The organism is Pseudomonas sp. LFS074 (assembly GCF_047978165.1).
Taxonomy (GTDB): Bacteria; Pseudomonadota; Gammaproteobacteria; order Pseudomonadales; family Pseudomonadaceae; genus Aquipseudomonas; species Aquipseudomonas putida_P.
Genome location: NZ_JBFPFV010000001.1, coordinates 611044 through 630166 on the forward strand (window position 1 = coordinate 611044; position 19123 = coordinate 630166).

Sequence of the window (19123 nt, forward strand, 5' to 3'; positions counted from 1 at the left end):
TTGTGCCATTTGCGACACGTCACAGGCGCGTGCATTGCAAAGCCTTTCCGGGTGGAGGATGCTGGGCTGACGCTCTATCTGCGGAGAACTACAACAATGCAGAGCAACCCTTTCAGTCGCCATGCCCAGCAGGTCCATAGCGTTGCCCATGGTCGGGCTGGGGAGGGCGGCAGTGACCCGTCCATCGCCCGCTCCTGGCTGCGCTGCCTGGAGGACTACCACCTCGACCCTACGGTGATCGAAGCGCCGGTGGTGCTTGAGCATGGGCGCCTGCTGGAAAGCCGCGAGCGCCTGCGCCAGGTGTTGCAAATTGCCGACCATGAAATGAACAGCCTGCACCAGCAGCTTTCCGGCGCGGGCCACGCAGTGCTGCTGACCGACGCCCGCGGGGTGATCCTCAACTGTGTCAGCGCCCCCACCGAGCGGCGTAGCTTCGAGCGTGCCGGGCTGTGGCTGGGCGCCGACTGGAGCGAGGCGCGCGAGGGCACCAATGGCATCGGCACCTGCCTGGTCGAGCGCCAAGCGCTGACTATCCACCAGAACGAGCACTTCCGTGGCCGCCACACCGGCCTGACCTGCTCGGCCAGCCCAGTGTTCGACCCGCATGGCGAGTTGCTGGCGGTACTCGACGTGTCCTCGGCGCGTCCTGACGTATCACGGCAAAGCCAGTTCCACACCATGGCGTTGGTCAACCTGTCGGCGAAGATGATCGAAAGCTGTTACTTCCTTCGCCATTTCGAGCAGCAATGGCTGCTGCGTTTTCACCTGCAGGCCGAGTCGGTCGGCTTGTTCAGCGAAGGCTTGCTGGCGTTCGACGGCGATGGGCGCATTTGCGCTGCCAACCAGAGCGCGCTTAACCTGCTGGGCACTGTGCGGGGCGGTGTGCTGGGCAAACCATTGAAGCGATTTTTTGCCTGCAGCCATGACGAATTGTTCAGCCGCGCCACGCCCGGCGGCAGCACCGCCTGGCCGCTGCGTACCCTGGACGGCCGCCAGGTGTTCGCCAGCCTGCGAGGGCAGGCCCGGGCGCCGGTGTGGTCGGTGCCAGCCGCCCAGCCGCGGCCCGCGTGCGAAGTAGAGCCGCTGGTCTGCCTGCTCGACCCGGCGTTGCAAAACGACTTCCGGCGCAGCGTGCGGGTGTTCGAGCGCGATGTGCCCTTGCTGCTGCGCGGCGAGACCGGTTGTGGCAAGGAGGCCTTCGCCCAGGCTGTGCATCAGGCCAGTGAGCGACGCGGCAAGCCGTTCGTTGCCATCAACTGTGCGTCGATCCCAGAAAGCCTGATCGAGAGTGAGCTGTTCGGGTACCGTGGCGGCAGTTTTACCGGCGCGCGCAAGGAAGGCATGCGCGGCAAGCTGCTGCAGGCTGACGGCGGCACCTTGCTGCTGGACGAGATCGGCGACATGCCGCTGGCCCTGCAAACCCGCCTGCTGCGGGTACTGGAGGAGCGCCAGGTGGTGCCGATCGGGGGCGAGCCGCAGGCGGTGGACGTGCGCATTGTCAGCGCCACCCACCGTGACTTGCTGGAGCGGGTAGAGCAGGGCAGTTTCCGCGAAGACCTTTATTACCGCCTCAATGGCCTGGAAGTGGCGTTGCCAGCGGTGCGCGAGCGCAGTGACAAGGCGCAGTTGCTGGACTTCCTGCTGCGCCAGGAGGCGCAGGGGCAGTTGATCGACATCGAGCCCAGGGCGCGGCAGGCACTGCTCGAATTCACCTGGCCGGGGAACGTGCGGCAAATGCGCAATGTGCTGCGTACCTTGGTGGCGCTTTGCGAAGATTCCCGAATCGCATTGGCGGATCTCCCAACCATCGTCCGCAACAACGCCAATCCTGTGGGAGCGGGCTTGCCCGCGAAGGCTGCCTCACAGCCGTATGAGGGCGAGGGTTTTGCCCTCGTTCGCGGGCAAGCCCGCTCCCGCACAACCTGCGTTGATTCCGCAGTTGACGGTGAATCCGTGGGTAACCAGGTTTTGCAGGATGCGGAACGGCAAGTTTTGCTGGCCATGCTGGAGGCAAAACACTGGCACTTGACCCGCGTCGCCGAGCACTTGGGCATCAGCCGCAATACCTTGTATCGAAAACTGCGCAAACACGGCATCACCAGGGCCGACTGAGCGAAACAGCGGGTGCGATTTGTCGCGCCCTGGGCTACCCTGCCTCGATGTTTTGCGAGGTCGACCATGCATATTCACATTCTCGGTATTTGCGGCACTTTCATGGGCTCGCTGGCGGTGCTGGCCAAGGAACTTGGCCACCGCGTCACCGGCTCGGACGCCAACGTCTATCCCCCGATGAGCACCCAGCTCGAAGCCCAGGGCATCGAACTGACCCAAGGTTATGACCCGGCTCAGCTGGACCCGGCGCCAGACCTGGTGGTCATCGGCAACGCCATGTCGCGCGGCAACCCGGCGGTTGAATACGTGCTGAACAAGGGCCTGCCCTATGTCTCCGGCCCGCAGTGGCTGGCCGACCACGTGCTGCAAGGCCGTTGGGTGCTGGCCGTTGCCGGTACCCACGGCAAGACCACCACCAGCAGCATGCTGGCCTGGGTGCTGGAGCACGCCGGCATGAGCCCAGGCTTCCTGATTGGCGGTGTGCCGCAGAACTTCTCGGTGTCGGCGCGTTTGGGCGACACGCCGTTCTTCGTGGTCGAAGCCGACGAATACGACAGCGCGTTCTTCGACAAGCGCTCGAAGTTCGTTCACTACCACCCACGTACTGCGATCCTCAACAACCTTGAGTTCGATCACGCGGACATCTTCCCGGACCTGGCCTCGATCGAGCGACAGTTCCATCACTTGGTGCGTACCATCCCCAGCGAGGGCCTGGTCATCCATCCGACCACCGAGCAAGCGCTGGAGCGAGTGATCGGCATGGGCTGCTGGACCCCGGTGCAAACCACCGGTGAAGGAGGCCAGTGGCAAGCTCGCCTGCTCAGCCCTGATGGCTCGCGCTTCGAAGTGTTGTTCGAAGGCGAGGCGCAGGGCGTGGTGGACTGGGCACTGACCGGCCAGCACAACGTCGCCAACGCCTTGGCCACCCTGGCTGCGGCCCGCCATGTTGGCGTGGTGCCGGCCATGGGGATCGCTGGCCTGAGTGCCTTCAAGAGCGTCAAGCGGCGCATGGAGAAGGTGGCCGAAGTGCAGGGCGTGACCATCTACGATGACTTCGCCCACCACCCGACCGCCATTGCCACCACCCTCGACGGCCTGCGCAAGCGTGTTGGCGAGGCACCGGTGATCGCGGTGATCGAGCCACGCTCCAACTCAATGAAGCTTGGTGCTCACCGTGACGGCCTGCCAGAAAGCGTCAACGATGCGGACCAGGTGATCTGGTATGCACCGGCCAACCTCGGCTGGGACCTGGCCGCCACCGCCGCCCAATGCAAGGTGCCGAGCGTGGTGGCCGACAGCCTCGAAGCGATCATCGAACGGGTCAAAGGCCAGGCTCGCCCAGGCACCCATGTGGTGATCATGAGCAACGGCGGTTTCGGTGGCCTGCACGGCAAGTTGGCCGAGGCGCTGAAGTGAACGGGCCGCAACGCATCACCCTGGCCATGACGGGCGCCTCTGGCGCCCAATATGGCCTGCGCTTGCTCGATTGCCTGGTGCGTGAGGACCGCGAGGTACATTTCCTCATCTCAAAGGCCGCGCAGTTGGTAATGGCCACCGAGACGGATGTGTTGCTGCCGGCCAAGCCCCAGGCAATGCAGGCCTTTCTGACGGAGTACACCGGCGCCGCCGATGGGCAGATCCGTGTGTACGGCAAGGAGGACTGGATGTCGCCCGTGGCCTCGGGCTCTGGCGCCCCAGCAGCGATGGTGGTGGTGCCGAGTTCTACCGGCACGTTGTCGGCGATTGCCACCGGTGCGTGCAACAACCTGATCGAGCGGGCTGCCGACGTTACCCTCAAGGAGCGTCGCCAGCTGATCCTGGTACCACGCGAAGCACCGTTCTCCACCATCCACCTGGAAAACATGCTCAAGCTGTCGCAAATGGGCGCGGTGATCCTGCCGGCGGCGCCGGGCTTCTATCACCAGCCACAGACCATCGACGACCTGGTCGACTTTGTCGTGGCGCGCATTCTCAACCTGCTGAACATCCCCCAGGACATGCTGCCGCGTTGGGGCGAGCATCATTTTGGGGTGGATGATTGAAGCGAGCGCTGGCCAGTTTGCTGGCGCTGGGGCTGTTGAGTGGTTGTGCCACGGTGCGCACGCTGGATGCCGCCAAGCCTGGGGCACCGGTGGTATATGCCGGCACCCGGCTGGATTTGTATGTGATCAACGGCGGGTGCTGCCCGCGTGATCATTATGGGGCTGATGCGCCGGCCTATCCGGGGTTGGACCTGCCGGGGAGCATGCTGCTCGATACCCTGTTGTTGCCGTTATCCTTACTGACAGCGGCAGGTGTAGGCTTCCAGGCCACAGGCGGCCTTTAAGGGCCCTTTCGCTGGGTTGCCCGCGAAGAGGCCCTGGCAGGTAACCCCCTATTTTTTGCCCAGCTTGCGCAATTCATCGGACTCCACAATCCGTATCCCGTCTTCTTCCTCAAGCGCCAGTCGCCACAACGCCCGCGCCAGGGTACACGCCTCGATCCCCCGGTACTTGCCAGGAATCAACCTGGAAAGTGGCGCAACCAGCTGCTCAGTGAGCCGTGGCTCTATCCGCTCGCCCAGCAGGAAGGAGGGCCGCACGATGGTCAGCTGTGGCCAGTCCTGAGCCTTGAGCGCTTCTTCCATCTCGCCCTTGACCCGGTTATAGAAAATTGACGACTTGGGGTCGGCGCCTACTGCACTGACCACCAGCAGATGCCGTGCGCCCATTTCCCTTGCGCGTTTGCTGAACGCCACCACCATGTCCAGGTCCACCGCGCGGAAGGCCGACTCGGAGCCGGCCTGTTTCAACGTGGTGCCCAGGCAGCAATAGGCAATATCGACGCGCCCGGCCAGCTGCGGGAGGAACACCGCCGGGTCGCCCACCGGGTTTTCCAGGTGTGGGTGCTCGGCCAGTGGCCGGCGGGTGGGCGCCAATACGCGGGTAATGGTGGGCTCGTTGAGCAGGCGGTCCAGCAGGTGTTCACCCGTCAGGCCCGTGGCACCGGCAAGCAGGACATGCTGAGGCGTCAAATACATGATGTCTCTCCCTTGTTACACACAAGCTTAGTGGCTGCGGGGCGTTTTTGCCTGTTCCCCCACGGCGGCTTGTGCGGCGTTACGCAAAGCTTCTTCGGCCTGTTGGCGGCGCAGGTGCTGCCAGTGTTCAAGCACGGCTGGCGGCGCCCATAGCTGCGGTTCAGAGGCCTCGAAGCCTTCCCTTTGTTCTCGTTCGGCAACGCTGGCGCGCGCCAGTTCAAACGCCTGTTTCAGGTCGTCGGTCTGGTTCAGCGCTTCGGCGAACAAGGCATCGCCAAAGTAGGTGAAGTCGGCCTCTTCCGAGCAGCCGAAGGAGACGCGGTCGGCCCGGGCGGCGGTCATGATCAGCGTGCGCTCATCTTTGAGAGGGGCGATATAGCCCCCTGAATAGCAGGCGGATATGACGATTACCTTGTCGCGGTCCTTCAACGGCGCCAGGGCGGTGGCCAGCTCGTCGGCGGACAGGTCGGCCAGCTGCAGGCGCGGCTGGTCGAGCACCAACTGGTGGTCCTGGCTGCCATGGCTGGTGAGGTAGATGAACACCAGGTCTTCGGGGCCGCTGCGTTCGGCCAGCGTGCTGGCGGCACGGGTGAGGTTCTCGCGGGTGGCCATGGGGCGGGTGGCCATATGGTCGCGGTGGTTGACCAGGGTCACCTGGCCACGGGCACCAAAGCGCACCTTGAGCATGTTGCTGACATAATCGGCTTCACGCAGGAACACGCTCTGCTGGCCATCGCCGGCCACCACCAGGCTGTACAGCTGGATCGGGGGCGCCGAGCGCGGCACCCTGGCCAGCGCTTCTTCCAGCAGCCGGCCCTGGTTGAGCAGTGCCAGGTCCAGTGGGTCGGGCAGCAGCTTGCCTTTCTGGTCACGCACGCGCACGCCATTTGCCCACACGCCGCTTTCAACCTTGCCGCTGGGCAGGATCAATCGGCCATGGCCATGGTAGGCATCATTGAGGAAGCCGCCGATGTACTGGCTGCCGTCGGCCAGTTGCAGGCTGCCTTGGCCCGATAGGCGCCAATCGGCGAACTCGCCTTTGTAGTGGCTGCCATCGCTGCCCAGCAGTTCGCCTTCACCCACCAGCGAGCCATCCTTGAATTCACCGATCCATACATCGCCATCGGCATTTTCGTAGCGGCCACGGCCCTCCAGGCGGTTGTCCTTGAACTCACCGATGTACTGCTCGCCGTCAACGCTGTCGAAGGTGCCGCTGCCTTGTAACTGGCCGTTGATGAAGTGGCCGCTGAACTGGTTGCCGCTGGCGTCGCTGCGCACGCCGGCACCGTTGGGCTTGCCTTTGGCGAACAGCCCCTGGTAGCGGCTGCCATCGGCCAGTTCCAGCTCGCCCGCGCCGTCGTAGAGGTCGTCCTTGAACTGGCCGCGGTAGGTCTGGTCGGCCTGCTTGAGGGTGCCTTCGCCGTCGCGACGGCCATGCTTGAACGTGCCGCCATAGTGGCTGCCCGGGGTGGTCAAATCGCCCAGGCCCTGGAACAGCCCCTCGGCGAACTGGCCACGGTACACCTCGCCGTTCTGGCCATGCCATTCGCCCTGGCCGTGCCACTGGCCATCCTTGAAGCTGCCGGCGTACCAGCTGCCGTTGGGGTAGTCGATCCGGCCCTCACCCTGCAGCAGGCCATCGACCACCTGCCCCCGGTAACGCCCGCCGTCAGGCAGGCGCGCGTCTGGCGGAAGCAGCGATTCGCCATCGCCACAGGCGGCGAGCAGCAGGACCAGGGTAATGGGGAGCAGTGGACGCATGGCGAGGACCGGGCAATAGGTCTGCCGAGTATGACGCAGAATGGGATCCTGAGACAGGGAGCGCAAGGCTTGTACGGCCCCTAAAGCTCACGCGGTACCTGTGGGAGCGGCTTTGGCCGCGAACACCGGCGAAGCCGGTGCCATGCACCGCGTCGCATTCTTCGCGGGTAAACCCGCTCTCACAGGGATTGGTGCCATATGCAAGTGTTTGCCCCAACCAATGGCTTCAGCGCACGCCCGGTGAAACGATGATCTTCACGTTCTCTTCCTTGTTGTTCACCAGTTCCTCGAAGCCCAGCTCGACAATCTGCTCCAGCCCGATCCGCCCGGTCACCAAGGGGCGAATATCCAGTCGTCCATCAGCGATAAAGGCAATCACATCGGCAAATTCACCGTTGTACGCCAACGCCCCCAGCACCTGCTTCTCGGTGGACACCAGCTCGAAAAAGTTGAACTCGCTAGGCTCTTCGAAAATGCCCACCAGCACACACTTGCCCGCCTTGCGGATGGTGTCGATGGCCAACTTGGCCGTGTGCTTGTTGCCGATGCACTCAAAGCTCACATCCGCCCCCAACCCGGCAGTGAGTGCGCGGATTTGCGCCAGGGCATCGCACTGGCTGGGGTCCAGCACCACGCTGGCACCGACTTCCTTGGCTTTGGCCTTGCGCGCCGAGGACATCTCAAGGGCAATGACCTGCGCTGCTCCCGCAGCCTTGGCGCACATGATGGTACACAGGCCAATGGTACCAGCACCCACCACCACCACGGTTTGGCCGAGCAGGCTGCCCGCCTTTTTCACTGCATGCATGCCCACTGCCAGCGGCTCGATCAGTGCCCCGGCTTCAGCAGGGAAGCCCTGCGGCAGCCGGTAGAGCAGGTTGGCAGGCACGTTGACCAACTCGGCGAAGGCGCCGTTGTTCATCAGGCCGGTGAAGGCCAGGCGCTCGCAGATGTTGTACAGGCCGTGGGTGCAGTAGTAGCAGTTGCCGCAATGCTGGCAGGCGTCTGCGGCCACCGGGTCGCCGACCGCAAAGCCTTCCACGCCTTCACCCAGCTTGGCGATCTGGCCGCAAAATTCGTGGCCGAGGATGCACTGGCCCTGAATGCCAGTCAGTGGGTGCGGGGCCTCCACCGGGATGAATACCGGGCCGGCGACGTATTCGTGCAGGTCGGAGCCGCAGATGCCGCACCAGTCCACCTTGATCTGTACCCAGCCCGGCGCAGGGTCGGCTGGCAGGGGTACCTGTTCGACGCGAATATCGTTGCGGCCATGCCAGACGGCGGCGCGCATATGGGTGTGGCTCAGGTCGTTCATTGTTGTTCTCCAGGCTCACGGAAAGGGCTTAGTGCTTGCGCAGGAACGCGAGCAGTTGCTGGTTGACCTGTTCAGCCGCTTCCATCTGCACCATATGCCCAGCCTCCGGCAGCACCAGTACTTCTGCCTCCAGGCCTTCGGCATGGCTGGCCGAGATGATCGCGTCCTTGCCGCCCCACACCACCAGTGCCGGGTGCTGTCCCAACACCCCGCGCAGGTCGTGGCGCTGCCGGTCGCCGTCGGCGAGGGCCGATGCCAGCTGGCGCAAGGCATCATCAACACCTTCCAGGCGCTTGAACTTGAGCATGTCCTCAAGCATTTGCCGGGTGACCAGCGCCGGGTCGGCAAACAGCTGCACCATTTGTGGTTTAAGCGCATTGCGGTTGGCGGCGCTGACAAAACCTTGCAGGTACTGCCCGTTGATTGCGTCACCCAGCCCGGCACTGGCCACCAGGCTCAGGCTGGCCACCCGCTGCGGCGCCAGGCGCGCCACGTTGAGGCTTACCGCACCGCCCATGGAATGGCCCGCCAGGTGGGCCTTGGCGATGTCCAGGTGGTCGAGCAAGGCCAGCACGGTTTCGCTCAGCTCGTCCAGGTCACCCCGTTGCAGGGCCTTGGCCGACTCGCCGTGCCCCGGCAGGTCCAGGGCGATTACGCGGCGTTCGGCGGCCAGCGCCGGGTGGTTGAACAGCCAGTTGTTGAGGTCGCCGCCAAAACCGTGCACCAGCACCAGCGGCGTGCCGCCTTCGCCCAGCTCGAACCAGCGCAGCAGGCGGCCACCGACTTCCGCCTTCTGCGGGGCCGGCCCTTGTGCCTGATCGGCGCCCCCTTCGGCGACGAACTCGGCCTGGAAGCGTTGCACCAGCGCATCGATTTCTGCTTCTTCGGCTTCGCCTTCCACCACCACTGCCAGTAGCGCGCCGACCGGCAGGGTTTCATCCGGCCTGGCCACCTGGCGGCGCAGTACACCACTGAACGGGGCTTCGACGCTGCTGCTGATCTTGTCGGTCTCGACGTCCAGCACCTCGTCGCCCTTGTTGATTTCGTCACCTTCCTGCTTGAGCCAGGCGTCCACCCGGCCCTCGGTCATCGACAAGCCCCACTTGGGCATGGTCAGGGTATGGATCTGGCTCATGCGGCACTCCTTGCAGCTTCGATCACCTTGCGCACGGCAGTTTCGATCTTCGCCGCGTCAGGGATGTACAGGTCTTCCAGTGCGTCGGAGAACGGCACCGGGGTGTGCGGCGCGGTGACCATTTCGATCGGGCCCTTGAGTGCGCCGAAGGCCTTCTGCGCCACCAGCGCGCTGATGTCGGTGGCCATCGAACAGCGCGGGTTGGCTTCATCGATCACCACCAGCCGGCCGGTCTTCTCCACGCTTTCCAGAATGCTGTCTTCGTCCAGCGGGCTGGTGGTGCGCAAGTCCAGCACCTCGCAGTCGATGCCCTGGCGGGCCAGATTGTTGGCCGCTTCAAGTGCCACGTGGACCATGCGTCCATAGGTCACCAGGGTCACGTCGTCGCCATCGCGCAGGAAGTTGGCTTCGCCGAACGGCACGGTGTACACCTCTTCTGGCACTTCGCCTTGCATGCTGTACAGCAGCTTGTGTTCGCAGAAAATTACCGGGTCGTTGTCACGGATCGCCTGGATCAACAGGCCCTTGGCATCGTAGGGCGAGGACGGACACACCACCTTCAGGCCGGGGATGTGCGTCCATAGCGAGGTGAGCATCTGCGAATGCTGGGCTGCCGCGCGCAGGCCGGCGCCGTACATCGTGCGCATCACCAGCGGGGTGACCGCCTTGCCGCCGAACATGTAGCGGAACTTGGCGGCCTGGTTGAGGATCTGGTCCAGGCAGCAGCCGGCGAAGTCGACGAACATCAGTTCGCACACCGGGCGCAGGCCCTGGGTGGCGGCACCGACCGCGGCGCCGACATAGCCGATTTCCGACAGCGGCGCGTCGAGCACGCGGCCGGGGAATTGGTGGTACAGGCCTTTGGTCACCCCCAGCACGCCACCCCAGGCGTCATCCTCGCCGGGTGCACCGGCACCACCGGCGACGTCTTCGCCGATGATGAACACGGTATTGTCACGGCGCATTTCCTGGGCCAGGGCTTCGTTGATGGCCTGCTGGTAGCTGATCTTTCTTGCCATGGTGGTTCTCCTGTTGTTCTTGTAATCCGCGGCTCAGGGGTAGGCGACGTAGACGTCGGTGAGCAGGTCGGCGGGCTGTGGCTTGGGATCGGATTTGGCGCGGCGCACGGCGTCTTCGATCAGGTCCTCGATGCGCGCGTCGATGGCGTCCAGTTGCTCGGCAGTGAGCAGGCCGGCGCGGGTGGTCTTGTTACGGAACTGCATCAGGCAGTCGCGGGATTCGCGCAGGTTTTTCACTTCATCGGGGGCGCGGTAGGTTTGCGCATCGCCCTCGAAGTGGCCGTAGTAGCGGCTGAGCTTGACCTCGATCAGCGACGGGCCTTGCCCGGAACGTGCGCGCTCGATGGCCGCGCCTGCGGCCTCGTACACGGCAAAGAAGTCGAAGCCGTCGATGGTGACGCCTGGCATGCCAAAGCCAGCAGCGCGGTCGGCGATGTGGTCGCAGGCGACCGACCAGTTGGAGGCGGTGGCCTCGGCGTAGCCGTTGTTTTCGGCCACGAAGATGCACGGCAAGTTCATGATCGACGCCATGTTCATGGCTTCGAACACGGCTCCCTCGTTGGAGGCGCCATCGCCGAAGAACGCCACCGACACGTCGTCACGGCCCTTGAGTTTGGCCGCCAGCGCGGCCCCGGCCACCAGCGGAGCGCCAGCACCGACGATGCCGTTGGCACCGAGCATTCCCTTTTCCAGGTCGGCAATGTGCATCGAGCCGCCCTTGCCGCCGCATACCCCGGTTTTCTTGCCGTAGATCTCGGCCATCATGCCGTACACGTCCACGCCCTTGGCGATACAGTGGCCATGGCCGCGGTGGGTCGAGGCGATGCAGTCGCTGTCGCGCAGGTGGGCCATGACCCCGGCGGCGGAGGCTTCTTCGCCGGCATACAGGTGGACGAAGCCGGGGATCTCGCCCGTGGCGAATTCCACGTGCAGGCGTTCTTCGAAGGCGCGGATGGTGCGCATCACTTCATAGGCATGCAGCAGTTGTTCGGTACTGAGTTGATTGGACATCTTGTTGTTCTCCAGGGTTGTCTCAACACGGGTTTGCAGGGTGCAGCCGGTGGCCGCGCGGGACGGCCAGCAGGTGATGGCGAGCGGCATGCGCCAGTACGGCCTCGACGTCCACGCTGAGCGGGCCTTGGTGGTCGAGGGTGATGGTGGGCGTGTCGTGTTCGGCAAATTCGATTTCACGTTCGCCATCCAGGGCCAGGGTGCCGCTGGCCAGGCTCAGGCGATGGGCGACGCCGGGCGTCAGTGGGCCGCTGGCGGTAATGCCGCAGGCTTGCAGCAGGCCGGGGGCCAGGGGGACGAGCAGCGCTTGCTCGGCAGCGGGGTTCAGGCGTACCCAGGCGCCGTGCGGGTCCTGGCGCGATACTGGGCACCACAGGCCGCACAAGGCCGACAGGCCGATGGCATGGGGCTCGGCGAAGCAGGCGAAGACCTCGCAGAGGTCCTCGCTGCGGCTGAGCGCGCGGGCACCGATGAAGCGTTGCGGTGACACGGCCACTTCGACCAAGGCCCATTCCGCCAGCTGTTGCTCTGGCACGTTCACCAGCAGGCGCTTGTTGCGGCGCAAGCCGATGCTGGCCGGCACCCGGCCACTGGCGAGCAGGCCGCCGGCCAGGCCCGCGCTGGTGGCTTCGCGCAGTTCGGGGAAGGCGTTGTTGGTACCGGTGGACAGGGTCAGCAGCGGTACGTCACCGGCTTGGGCGGCGACCGCCTTGTGGGTGCCGTCGCCACCCAGCACAGCGATCATCGACACGCCACGCTCGACCATGCGCCGGGTAGCCAGGTGGGTATCGGCCACGGTCTGGGTCAGTGGCAGGTCGAGGATCTCGATGGCCGGCCAGTGCTGATCGTGGGCCCCTGGGCCCTGGCTGGCCTTGAGTACAGCGGCGGCGATGCCGGTCATGTCGCTGGGCAGCAGCACCTGGCCGATGCCGGTGGCGCCGAAGGCTGCGAGCAGGCGTTGAATCGCCGAGGCTTTGTCGGTGCTCGAATAGAGCCCGGCATTGGCGGTCAGGCGGCGTAGGTCGCGGCCAGAGGCAGGGTTGGCAATGATCCCGACAATCGGGGCGGGTAGCGGCATGGCGCACCTCGTATTTTTGTTTGCAAGGGCTTGAGCAAGCGCGGTGCCAGCTTTCTTCGCCTTGGCTGAAGTGGCCGCGCTAGAGGGCTTTGGTCGAGTTATGGCAGGCCTGCACGGCGGCGCCGACGAGACGCCGGGTGCCAGCGCGGGGCTGGCCATGCCGAGACGCTGAGACGCTGCGTCTCAAGCTCGGCAGTAATCACACAGTGCTTGTCGGGGCATGCACAGAGGCGCTTAATGGCCGGACAACGATAAAAACAGCAACGAGAACCGGAGGGCCTGAATGCTTGCCGCGAACTCCCGAGCCCACGTCGACTGCGTCAGCAGGGTGCTGAAGAATGCCGATCGCCTGCCACAGGCGCCGGTTCCTGCGCTGATCCTCGACTCATGGCGCCGCTCCATGGAGCTGTACCGCCTCGACCCTGGGTCCCAGCAGGGGCCGCGTATCCTTTCCCAAAGCCTGCTCAACGAATGCCGCGAACGCGCCGAGCTGTTCCTGCGTATCGCCAGCGATGCCGTGGCACGCCTGCATGAGCGGGTGCGCGGCGCCGACTACTGCGTGCTGCTGACCGACGCCCAGGGGCGCACCATCGATTATCGGGTCGAGTCGGCCATCCGCAACGACTGCCGCAAAGCCGGGCTGTACTTGGGCACCTGCTGGTCAGAGGGCGAGGAGGGCACCTGCGGCGTGGCGGCGGTGCTGACCAGCAAGGCCCCGGTCACGGTGCACAAGCGCGATCACTTTCGCGCTGCCTTCATCGGCCTTACCTGCACTGCCGCACCGGTATTCGACCCGTTGGGCGAGCTTTTGGGTGTGGTGGATGTATCAGCCTTGCAGTCGCCAGACGATCGGCGCAGCCAGCACCTGATCCGGCAACTGGTCGAGCAGACGGCCCGCGAGATCGAAAACGCCTTCTTCATGCACAGTGCCCAGGGCCATTGGGTGATGCGTGCCCATGGCACGCCAGGTTATGTGGAAAGCCAGCCCGATTACCTGCTGGCCTGGGATGCCGATGGCCGCTTGCAGGCCATCAACAGCCTGGCGCGGCAACGCTTGGTGGAGCGCTTGGGGCGTTTGCCCGAGCATATTGGCGAACTGTTCGACCTAGACCAGTTGCGCCGGGTGAGCGCGACTTCAGCCCAGCGCCTGCCCGGCTTGGGTGGTTTGTATGGCCGGGTCAGCGCGCCGCAACGACGCGAGCGCGCGCAGCCGTTGCATCAGGCCCAGGACGCGCGGATCGAGCAGCACCTGCGGTTGGCCACGCGGGTCAAGGACTGCAACCTGGCGGTGCTGGTGCTAGGCGAAACCGGTGCTGGCAAAGAGGTCTTTGCCCGCCAGTTGCACCAGCAAAGCCTGCGCCGCGACGGCCCGTTCGTCACACTGAACTGCGCGGCCATCCCGGAAAGCCTGATCGAGAGCGAGTTGTTCGGCTATGTCGCAGGAGCCTTTACCGGGGCTTCCAGCAAAGGCATGCAGGGGCTGTTGCAGCAGGCCGATGGCGGTACGCTGTTCCTGGACGAAATCGGCGATATGCCGTTGCACCTGCAAACCCGCTTGTTGCGGGTGCTGGCCGAGGGCGAAGTGGCGCCGCTGGGTGCTGCACGGCGCGAGCGGGTGGACATTCAGGTGATCTGTGCCACTCACCGCGACCTGGCAACCATGGTGGCGGACGGGCGTTTTCGTGAGGATCTGTATTTCCGCCTGGCCAATGCCCGGTTCGAGCTGCCGCCGCTGCGTGAGCGCGAGGACCGCTTGGGGTTGATTCACCAGCTGCTGGCCGAAGAAGCCCTGGCCTGTGGAGTGGAGGTGGTACTGGCCGATGCTGCGCTGCAGGCGTTGCTGGTTTATCGCTGGCCGGGCAATTTGCGCCAGCTGCGGCAGGTGTTGCGCTATGCCTGTGCGGTGAGCGAGGGCGGGCAGTTGCACTTGCAGGACCTGCCGCATGAGGTTCGCGGTGACGCGGTTGTTTCGGCTGAAAGCGGCGTATCGTGCCCGGCCCGGCAGTTGCTGCTGGATGCATTGATCCGTCATCGCTGGAAGCCAGCGGATGCGGCGCGGGCTTTGGGGATCTCGCGGGCGACCCTGTATCGACGGGTGCATGAGCATCGTATCGAGATGCCGCGGATGAAGGGGTAGGGCCATTGGGGCCGCATAGCGGCCCCAGATTGTTGCAGGCATAAAAAACCCCGGAACAGGTCCGGGGTTCTGGTACATCACACTACTCGATCAATGCTCGTTGGCCAGCTTGTGTTCGAGGTAGTGAATGTTGACGCCGCCTTTGCAGAAACCTTCATCACGCACCAGGTCGCGGTGCAGCGGGATGTTGGTCTTGATGCCGTCGACGACGATCTCGTCCAGGGCATTGCGCATGCGCGCCATGGCTTCGTCGCGGTCCTTGCCGTAGGTGATCAGCTTGCCGATCAGCGAGTCGTAGTTCGGCGGAACCGAATAACCGCTGTACAGGTGCGAATCGACACGTACGCCATTGCCGCCTGGTGCGTGGAAGTGCTTCACCTTGCCTGGGCTTGGGATGAACTTCTTCGGGTCTTCTGCGTTGATCCGGCACTCCAGCGAGTGGCCACGGATCACCACGTCTTCCTGGCGGAACGACAGCTTGTTGCCAGCGGCGATGCTCAGCATCTCCTTGACGATGTCGATACCGGTAACCATCTCCGACACCGGGTGCTCAACCTGCACGCGGGTGTTCATCTCGATGAAGTAGAAGCGGCCGTTTTCGTACAGGAACTCGAAAGTACCGGCACCACGGTAGCCGATCTCGATGCACGCATCGACGCAGCGCTTGAACACTTCCTGACGGGCCTTTTCGTCGATGCCCGGGGCTGGTGCTTCTTCCAGTACCTTCTGGTGACGGCGCTGCAACGAGCAGTCGCGGTCGCCCAGGTGGATGGCGTTGCCCTGGCCGTCGGACAGCACCTGCACTTCCACGTGACGTGGGTTGGTCAGGAACTTCTCCAGGTAGACCATCGGGTTGCCGAAGGCAGCACCGGCTTCGGTACGGGTGAGCTTGGCCGAGGAAATCAGGTCCTCTTCCTTGTGCACCACGCGCATGCCGCGACCACCACCACCACCGGCGGCTTTGATGATCACCGGGTAGCCGACGTCACGGGCAATCGCCAGGGCGACTTCTTCGTCTTCCGGCAGCGGGCCATCGGAGCCTGGTACGGTCGGCACGCCCGACTTGATCATCGCGTCCTTGGCCGAAACCTTGTCACCCATCAGGCGAATGGTGTCGGCTTTCGGGCCGATGAAGGCGAAGCCGGATTTTTCTACCTGTTCGGCGAAGTCGGCGTTTTCTGCCAGGAAGCCGTAGCCCGGGTGAATCGCGGTGGCGCCGGTGACTTCGGCGGCAGCGATGATTGCCGGGATATGCAGGTAGGAATCCTTGGACGATGCAGGACCGATGCAGACCGACTCGTCTGCCAGGCCCAGGTGCATCAGCTCACGGTCGGCGGTGGAGTGCACAGCGACGGTTTTGATGCCCAGCTCTTTGCAGGCACGCAGGATCCGCAGGGCAATTTCCCCACGGTTGGCGATCAGGACTTTTTCGAGCTTCCCAGACATCGTTGGCTCTCCGCGATTCAAACGACGGTGAACAGCGGCTGGTCGAACTCAACCGGCTGGCCGTCTTCTACCAGGATGGCGTCGATGACACCGCCAACATCGGCTTCGATGTGGTTCATCATCTTCATGGCTTCAACGATGCACAGGGTGTCGCCCTTTTTCACCGTCTGGCCAACTTCAGCGAAGTTAGGCGAGGTCGGCGAAGGCTTGCGGTAGAAGGTGCCGACCATTGGCGAACGGATCACGGTGCCTTTCAGGGCTGGGGCAGCAGCAGCGGCTTCGGCGACAGGGGCGGCGGCGGCAACTGGCGCAGCAACCGGGGCGGCAGCCATCGGTGCTGGTGCGTAGAACTGCTGGGCAGCTGGGGTTTTGCTGTGACGGCTGATACGGACCGACTCTTCGCCTTCCTTGATCTCCAGTTCGTCGATGCCAGACTCTTCCAGCAGCTCGATCAGTTTCTTGACTTTACGGATATCCATTAATCATCAACTCCCAAAGGTTCGGTCAGGGGGCGAAATACAAAAAAACGTATCGGAACGTTTCTCTCGAACCCCGGCCCACTTAGGCCAGGGTTTTCATCATTTGGGCTGTGCGTTGGCAGCCAGTTGTTCCAGCGCGGACTCCAGGGCCAGGCGATAACCGCTGGCGCCCAGGCCGCAGATCACCCCTACGGCAACATCGGAAAAGTAGGAGTGGTGACGGAACGGTTCGCGTTTGTGCACGTTGGACAGGTGCACTTCGATGAATGGGATGCTCACCGCAAGCAATGCGTCACGTAATGCGACGCTTGTGTGGGTGAAAGCAGCCGGATTGATCAGGATGAAGTCCACACCCTCGTTGCGTGCGGCGTGAATGCGGTCGATCAATTCGTATTCGGCATTGCTCTGCAGGTACTGCAGATGGTGGCCTGCGGCGCGGGCACGTTGCTCCAGGTCCTGGTTGATCTGGGCCAGGGTCACGGCGCCGTAATGGCCTGGCTCGCGAGTACCGAGCAGGTTGAGGTTGGGGCCGTGGAGCACCAGTAGCGTTGCCATCTGCGGATTCCTTGGATTTGTAGGGCAATTCGACACAGCGCGGCGAGTGTGCCGTAAAGCGACCGCAAGTGTCCAGTTCCCGGCAATAGCCAGCACGATGTCCGAGATTCGCGCGAAGTATGTGACCAAATAATTAAATCTGGTCACTGATTTCAGGATTTTCCCCGCCTCGCGGGAAGTTATAGACCGGCTTTGCCGCGTACGCGTGCCAGAATTTGTGCAAATTCAGCGGCGTTTATTTCGCCTATCACCCGATCAGCGGTAATTTCGCTGCCGTTCGCTGCAAAGAACAGCAGGGCAGGCGGGCCGAACAGCTGGTAGCGGTCGAGCAGTTTGCGTTGCTCGGCATTGCTTTCGGTGATGTCGAAACGCAGCAGTTTGAAGCCGGTCAACTGTGTCTGCACCTGGGGCGCATTGAGCACCTCATGCTCGATCACCTTGCAACTGATGCACCAGTCGGCGTACCAGTCCAGCAGCACTGGCTGCCCGGCCGCCTTGGCTTGCGCCAAGGCCGCGTCCAATGCGTCAGGCGTGGTGATGGTCTGCCAGGCATCGGCCTTTGCCGTCGGGCTGGCGCCGCTGGCGCCCAGTGTTGCAACTGGCAGCGGTCGCAGTGGGTCGCCCTGGCCACTGAGGGCGCCGTACCAACAGGCCAGCGCGTACACCAGCAAGGCCAGGCCGAGCAGTTGCGCCAGGCGCTGGGGCGCGGTTTTGACGACGAGCTCCAGGGCACCGAGGAACAGGGCCACGCCAGCGGCGAGGAAACCGACCAGCAGCAAGGTCACAGGGCCTGGCAGTACACGGCTGAGCAAGCCGATGGCCAGCCCCAGCAGCAGCACGCCGATGGCGTTTTTCACCGTGTTCATCCAAGGGCCGCTTTTCGGCAGCCAGGCTGCGCCACCGGTGGCCACCAGTAGCAACGGTGCGCCCATGCCCAAACCCAGGGCGAACAACTTGAGCGCGCCGCCCAGGGCATCGCCGCTGGCGCTGATATACAGCAGGGCACCGGCCAGGGGCGCCGAGACGCATGGCGAAACCAGCAGGCTGGAGAGCACGCCAAGTATTGCCGCGCCTAGCAGAGAGCCGCCGCGGGTATGGTTGGCGACGTTGTTCAGGCGGTTGCTCAGGGCCTGGGGCAGCTTCAGTTCGAACAGGCCGAACATGGCCAGGGCGAATACCACGAAGAACAGCGCGAAAGGCACCAGCACCCAGGCCGACTGCAGGCGTGCCTGCAGGTTCAGGCCCGCACCGAACAGGCCCATCAGGGCGCCGAGTGCCGCAAAGCTGGCAGCCATAGGCAGCACGTAGGCCAGCGACAGCGACAGCCCGCGTAGCCCGCCAACCTGGCCGCGCAGCACCACGCCAGACAGGATCGGCAGCATCGGCAGGACGCAGGGCGTGAAGGTCAGGCCGACCCCGGCGAGGAAGAACAGCAGCAGCGACTTCCAGTTCCAGGCAGGGGTGGTGGTGGTCGGCGTGTTGCCAAGGCCTTCGCCATCGATGGTCAGGCGTGCGGTTTCCGGTGGGTAGCACAGGCCTTTGTCGGCGCAGCCCTGGTAGCCCACCAGCAAGGTGAAGGCGCGCGGGTCGTTGCGTGGCAGCTCGATGTCGAGCACACCGTGGTACACCTCGACGTCGCCGAAAAACTCATCGTGCTTGGCTTCGCCCTTGGGGATGTTCGGCGTGCCAAGGGCGATATCGGCCGGTTCCGTGCGGAACTGGAAACGGTGGCGGTAGAGGTAATAGCCATCGGTGGCGACGAAACGCAGCTTGATGGTTTGCGCATCGGCCTGGACCAGGTTGAGCTTGAAGGCTTCGTGCACCGGCAGGAAGTCGGCGTTGTTGGCCAGCGAAGCGGCGCCGAGTGTGGCGCTGGGGCGGTTGTCGAGCAGGCCCGTGGCGAAGGCAGGGCTGGCCAGCAGCAGGAACAGCAGGAAAAACAGGCGGCGCATGGCGGACTCGCGAGGTGGAACGTGCTGGGCATGATAGCGGAGTTGGTGTGGGTTGGGGCCAGTAGTGCCTGCCATGACATATGCGGCGCCTATGAGATCGAGCG

At 64.1% G+C, this 19123-nt stretch carries 16 protein-coding genes; 5 read left to right on the forward strand and 11 right to left on the reverse strand.

Annotated features, from left to right (window positions below; all coding sequences use genetic code 11):
• Positions 1 to 96 precede the first annotated feature (96 nt).
• From ACNQP3_RS02840 to ACNQP3_RS02855, 4 genes are all read left to right on the forward strand, one after another.
• A complete protein-coding gene (locus ACNQP3_RS02840; RefSeq protein WP_060494384.1) occupies positions 97 to 2112 on the forward strand; it encodes a sigma-54-dependent Fis family transcriptional regulator in 2016 nt (671 codons plus the stop codon).
• Between the two features lie 66 nt (positions 2113 to 2178).
• The gene (mpl, locus tag ACNQP3_RS02845; protein WP_012270314.1) at positions 2179 to 3528 is read left to right on the forward strand and encodes a UDP-N-acetylmuramate:L-alanyl-gamma-D-glutamyl-meso-diaminopimelate ligase; all 1350 of its coding nucleotides are present in this window, start codon (positions 2179 to 2181) and stop codon (positions 3526 to 3528) included.
• Positions 3525 to 4154, forward strand: coding sequence for a flavin prenyltransferase UbiX (gene ubiX / locus ACNQP3_RS02850; RefSeq protein WP_264316770.1), 630 nt, complete (start codon positions 3525 to 3527; stop codon positions 4152 to 4154). Before mpl ends, ubiX begins: the two co-directional genes overlap by 4 nt.
• Positions 4151 to 4438 (forward strand): YceK/YidQ family lipoprotein, encoded by a 288-nt coding sequence (locus ACNQP3_RS02855; RefSeq protein WP_012270316.1) that lies wholly within the window; start codon positions 4151 to 4153, stop codon positions 4436 to 4438. The genes ubiX and ACNQP3_RS02855 overlap by 4 nt, the downstream gene beginning before the upstream one ends.
• Positions 4439 to 4486: 48 nt before the next feature.
• Here the strand turns inward: ACNQP3_RS02855 and ACNQP3_RS02860 are convergent, their stop codons facing one another.
• The 7 genes from ACNQP3_RS02860 to ACNQP3_RS02890 form a co-directional block, all read right to left on the reverse strand.
• The gene (locus ACNQP3_RS02860; RefSeq protein ID WP_012270317.1) at positions 4487 to 5131 is read right to left on the reverse strand and encodes an oxidoreductase; all 645 of its coding nucleotides are present in this window, start codon (positions 5129 to 5131) and stop codon (positions 4487 to 4489) included.
• 27 nt (positions 5132 to 5158) lie between these two features.
• Positions 5159 to 6892 carry a C13 family peptidase gene (locus tag ACNQP3_RS02865; protein ID WP_060493808.1) on the reverse strand — a complete coding sequence of 578 codons (1734 nt, stop codon included), beginning with the start codon at positions 6890 to 6892 and terminating at the stop codon, positions 5159 to 5161.
• A gap of 226 nt (positions 6893 to 7118) precedes the next feature.
• Positions 7119 to 8183 (reverse strand): 2,3-butanediol dehydrogenase, encoded by a 1065-nt coding sequence (locus tag ACNQP3_RS02870; RefSeq protein WP_256217834.1) that lies wholly within the window; start codon positions 8181 to 8183, stop codon positions 7119 to 7121.
• Positions 8184 to 8235: 52 nt separating this feature from the next.
• Complete coding sequence (locus tag ACNQP3_RS02875; RefSeq protein WP_264316771.1) at positions 8236 to 9342, reverse strand: acetoin dehydrogenase dihydrolipoyllysine-residue acetyltransferase subunit; 1107 nt, start codon at positions 9340 to 9342, stop codon at positions 8236 to 8238.
• Positions 9339 to 10361, reverse strand: coding sequence for an alpha-ketoacid dehydrogenase subunit beta (locus tag ACNQP3_RS02880; protein ID WP_012270321.1), 1023 nt, complete (start codon positions 10359 to 10361; stop codon positions 9339 to 9341). The genes ACNQP3_RS02875 and ACNQP3_RS02880 overlap by 4 nt, the downstream gene beginning before the upstream one ends.
• 33 nt (positions 10362 to 10394) lie before the next feature.
• Complete coding sequence (locus ACNQP3_RS02885; protein ID WP_012270322.1) at positions 10395 to 11372, reverse strand: thiamine pyrophosphate-dependent dehydrogenase E1 component subunit alpha; 978 nt, start codon at positions 11370 to 11372, stop codon at positions 10395 to 10397.
• A 22-nt stretch (positions 11373 to 11394) separates the two neighbouring features.
• The gene (locus ACNQP3_RS02890; RefSeq protein ID WP_060493806.1) at positions 11395 to 12450 is read right to left on the reverse strand and encodes an ATP-NAD kinase family protein; all 1056 of its coding nucleotides are present in this window, start codon (positions 12448 to 12450) and stop codon (positions 11395 to 11397) included.
• A gap of 283 nt (positions 12451 to 12733) precedes the next feature.
• Here ACNQP3_RS02890 and ACNQP3_RS02895 point away from each other — a divergent pair, with 283 nt between their 5' ends.
• Positions 12734 to 14587, forward strand: coding sequence for a sigma-54-dependent Fis family transcriptional regulator (locus ACNQP3_RS02895; RefSeq protein ID WP_060493805.1), 1854 nt, complete (start codon positions 12734 to 12736; stop codon positions 14585 to 14587).
• Positions 14588 to 14677: 90 nt separating this feature from the next.
• Here ACNQP3_RS02895 and accC read toward each other — a convergent pair whose 3' ends face one another.
• From accC to ACNQP3_RS02915, 4 genes are all read right to left on the reverse strand, one after another.
• Complete coding sequence (gene accC / locus ACNQP3_RS02900; protein WP_012270325.1) at positions 14678 to 16033, reverse strand: acetyl-CoA carboxylase biotin carboxylase subunit; 1356 nt, start codon at positions 16031 to 16033, stop codon at positions 14678 to 14680.
• Positions 16034 to 16050: 17 nt separating this feature from the next.
• A complete protein-coding gene (accB, locus tag ACNQP3_RS02905) occupies positions 16051 to 16512 on the reverse strand; it encodes an acetyl-CoA carboxylase biotin carboxyl carrier protein (RefSeq protein WP_012270326.1) in 462 nt (153 codons plus the stop codon).
• A gap of 99 nt (positions 16513 to 16611) precedes the next feature.
• Positions 16612 to 17067 (reverse strand): type II 3-dehydroquinate dehydratase, encoded by a 456-nt coding sequence (gene aroQ, locus ACNQP3_RS02910; protein ID WP_003255330.1) that lies wholly within the window; start codon positions 17065 to 17067, stop codon positions 16612 to 16614.
• Between the two features lie 179 nt (positions 17068 to 17246).
• A complete protein-coding gene (locus tag ACNQP3_RS02915) occupies positions 17247 to 19019 on the reverse strand; it encodes a protein-disulfide reductase DsbD (RefSeq protein WP_012270327.1) in 1773 nt (590 codons plus the stop codon).
• Positions 19020 to 19123 lie beyond the last annotated feature (104 nt).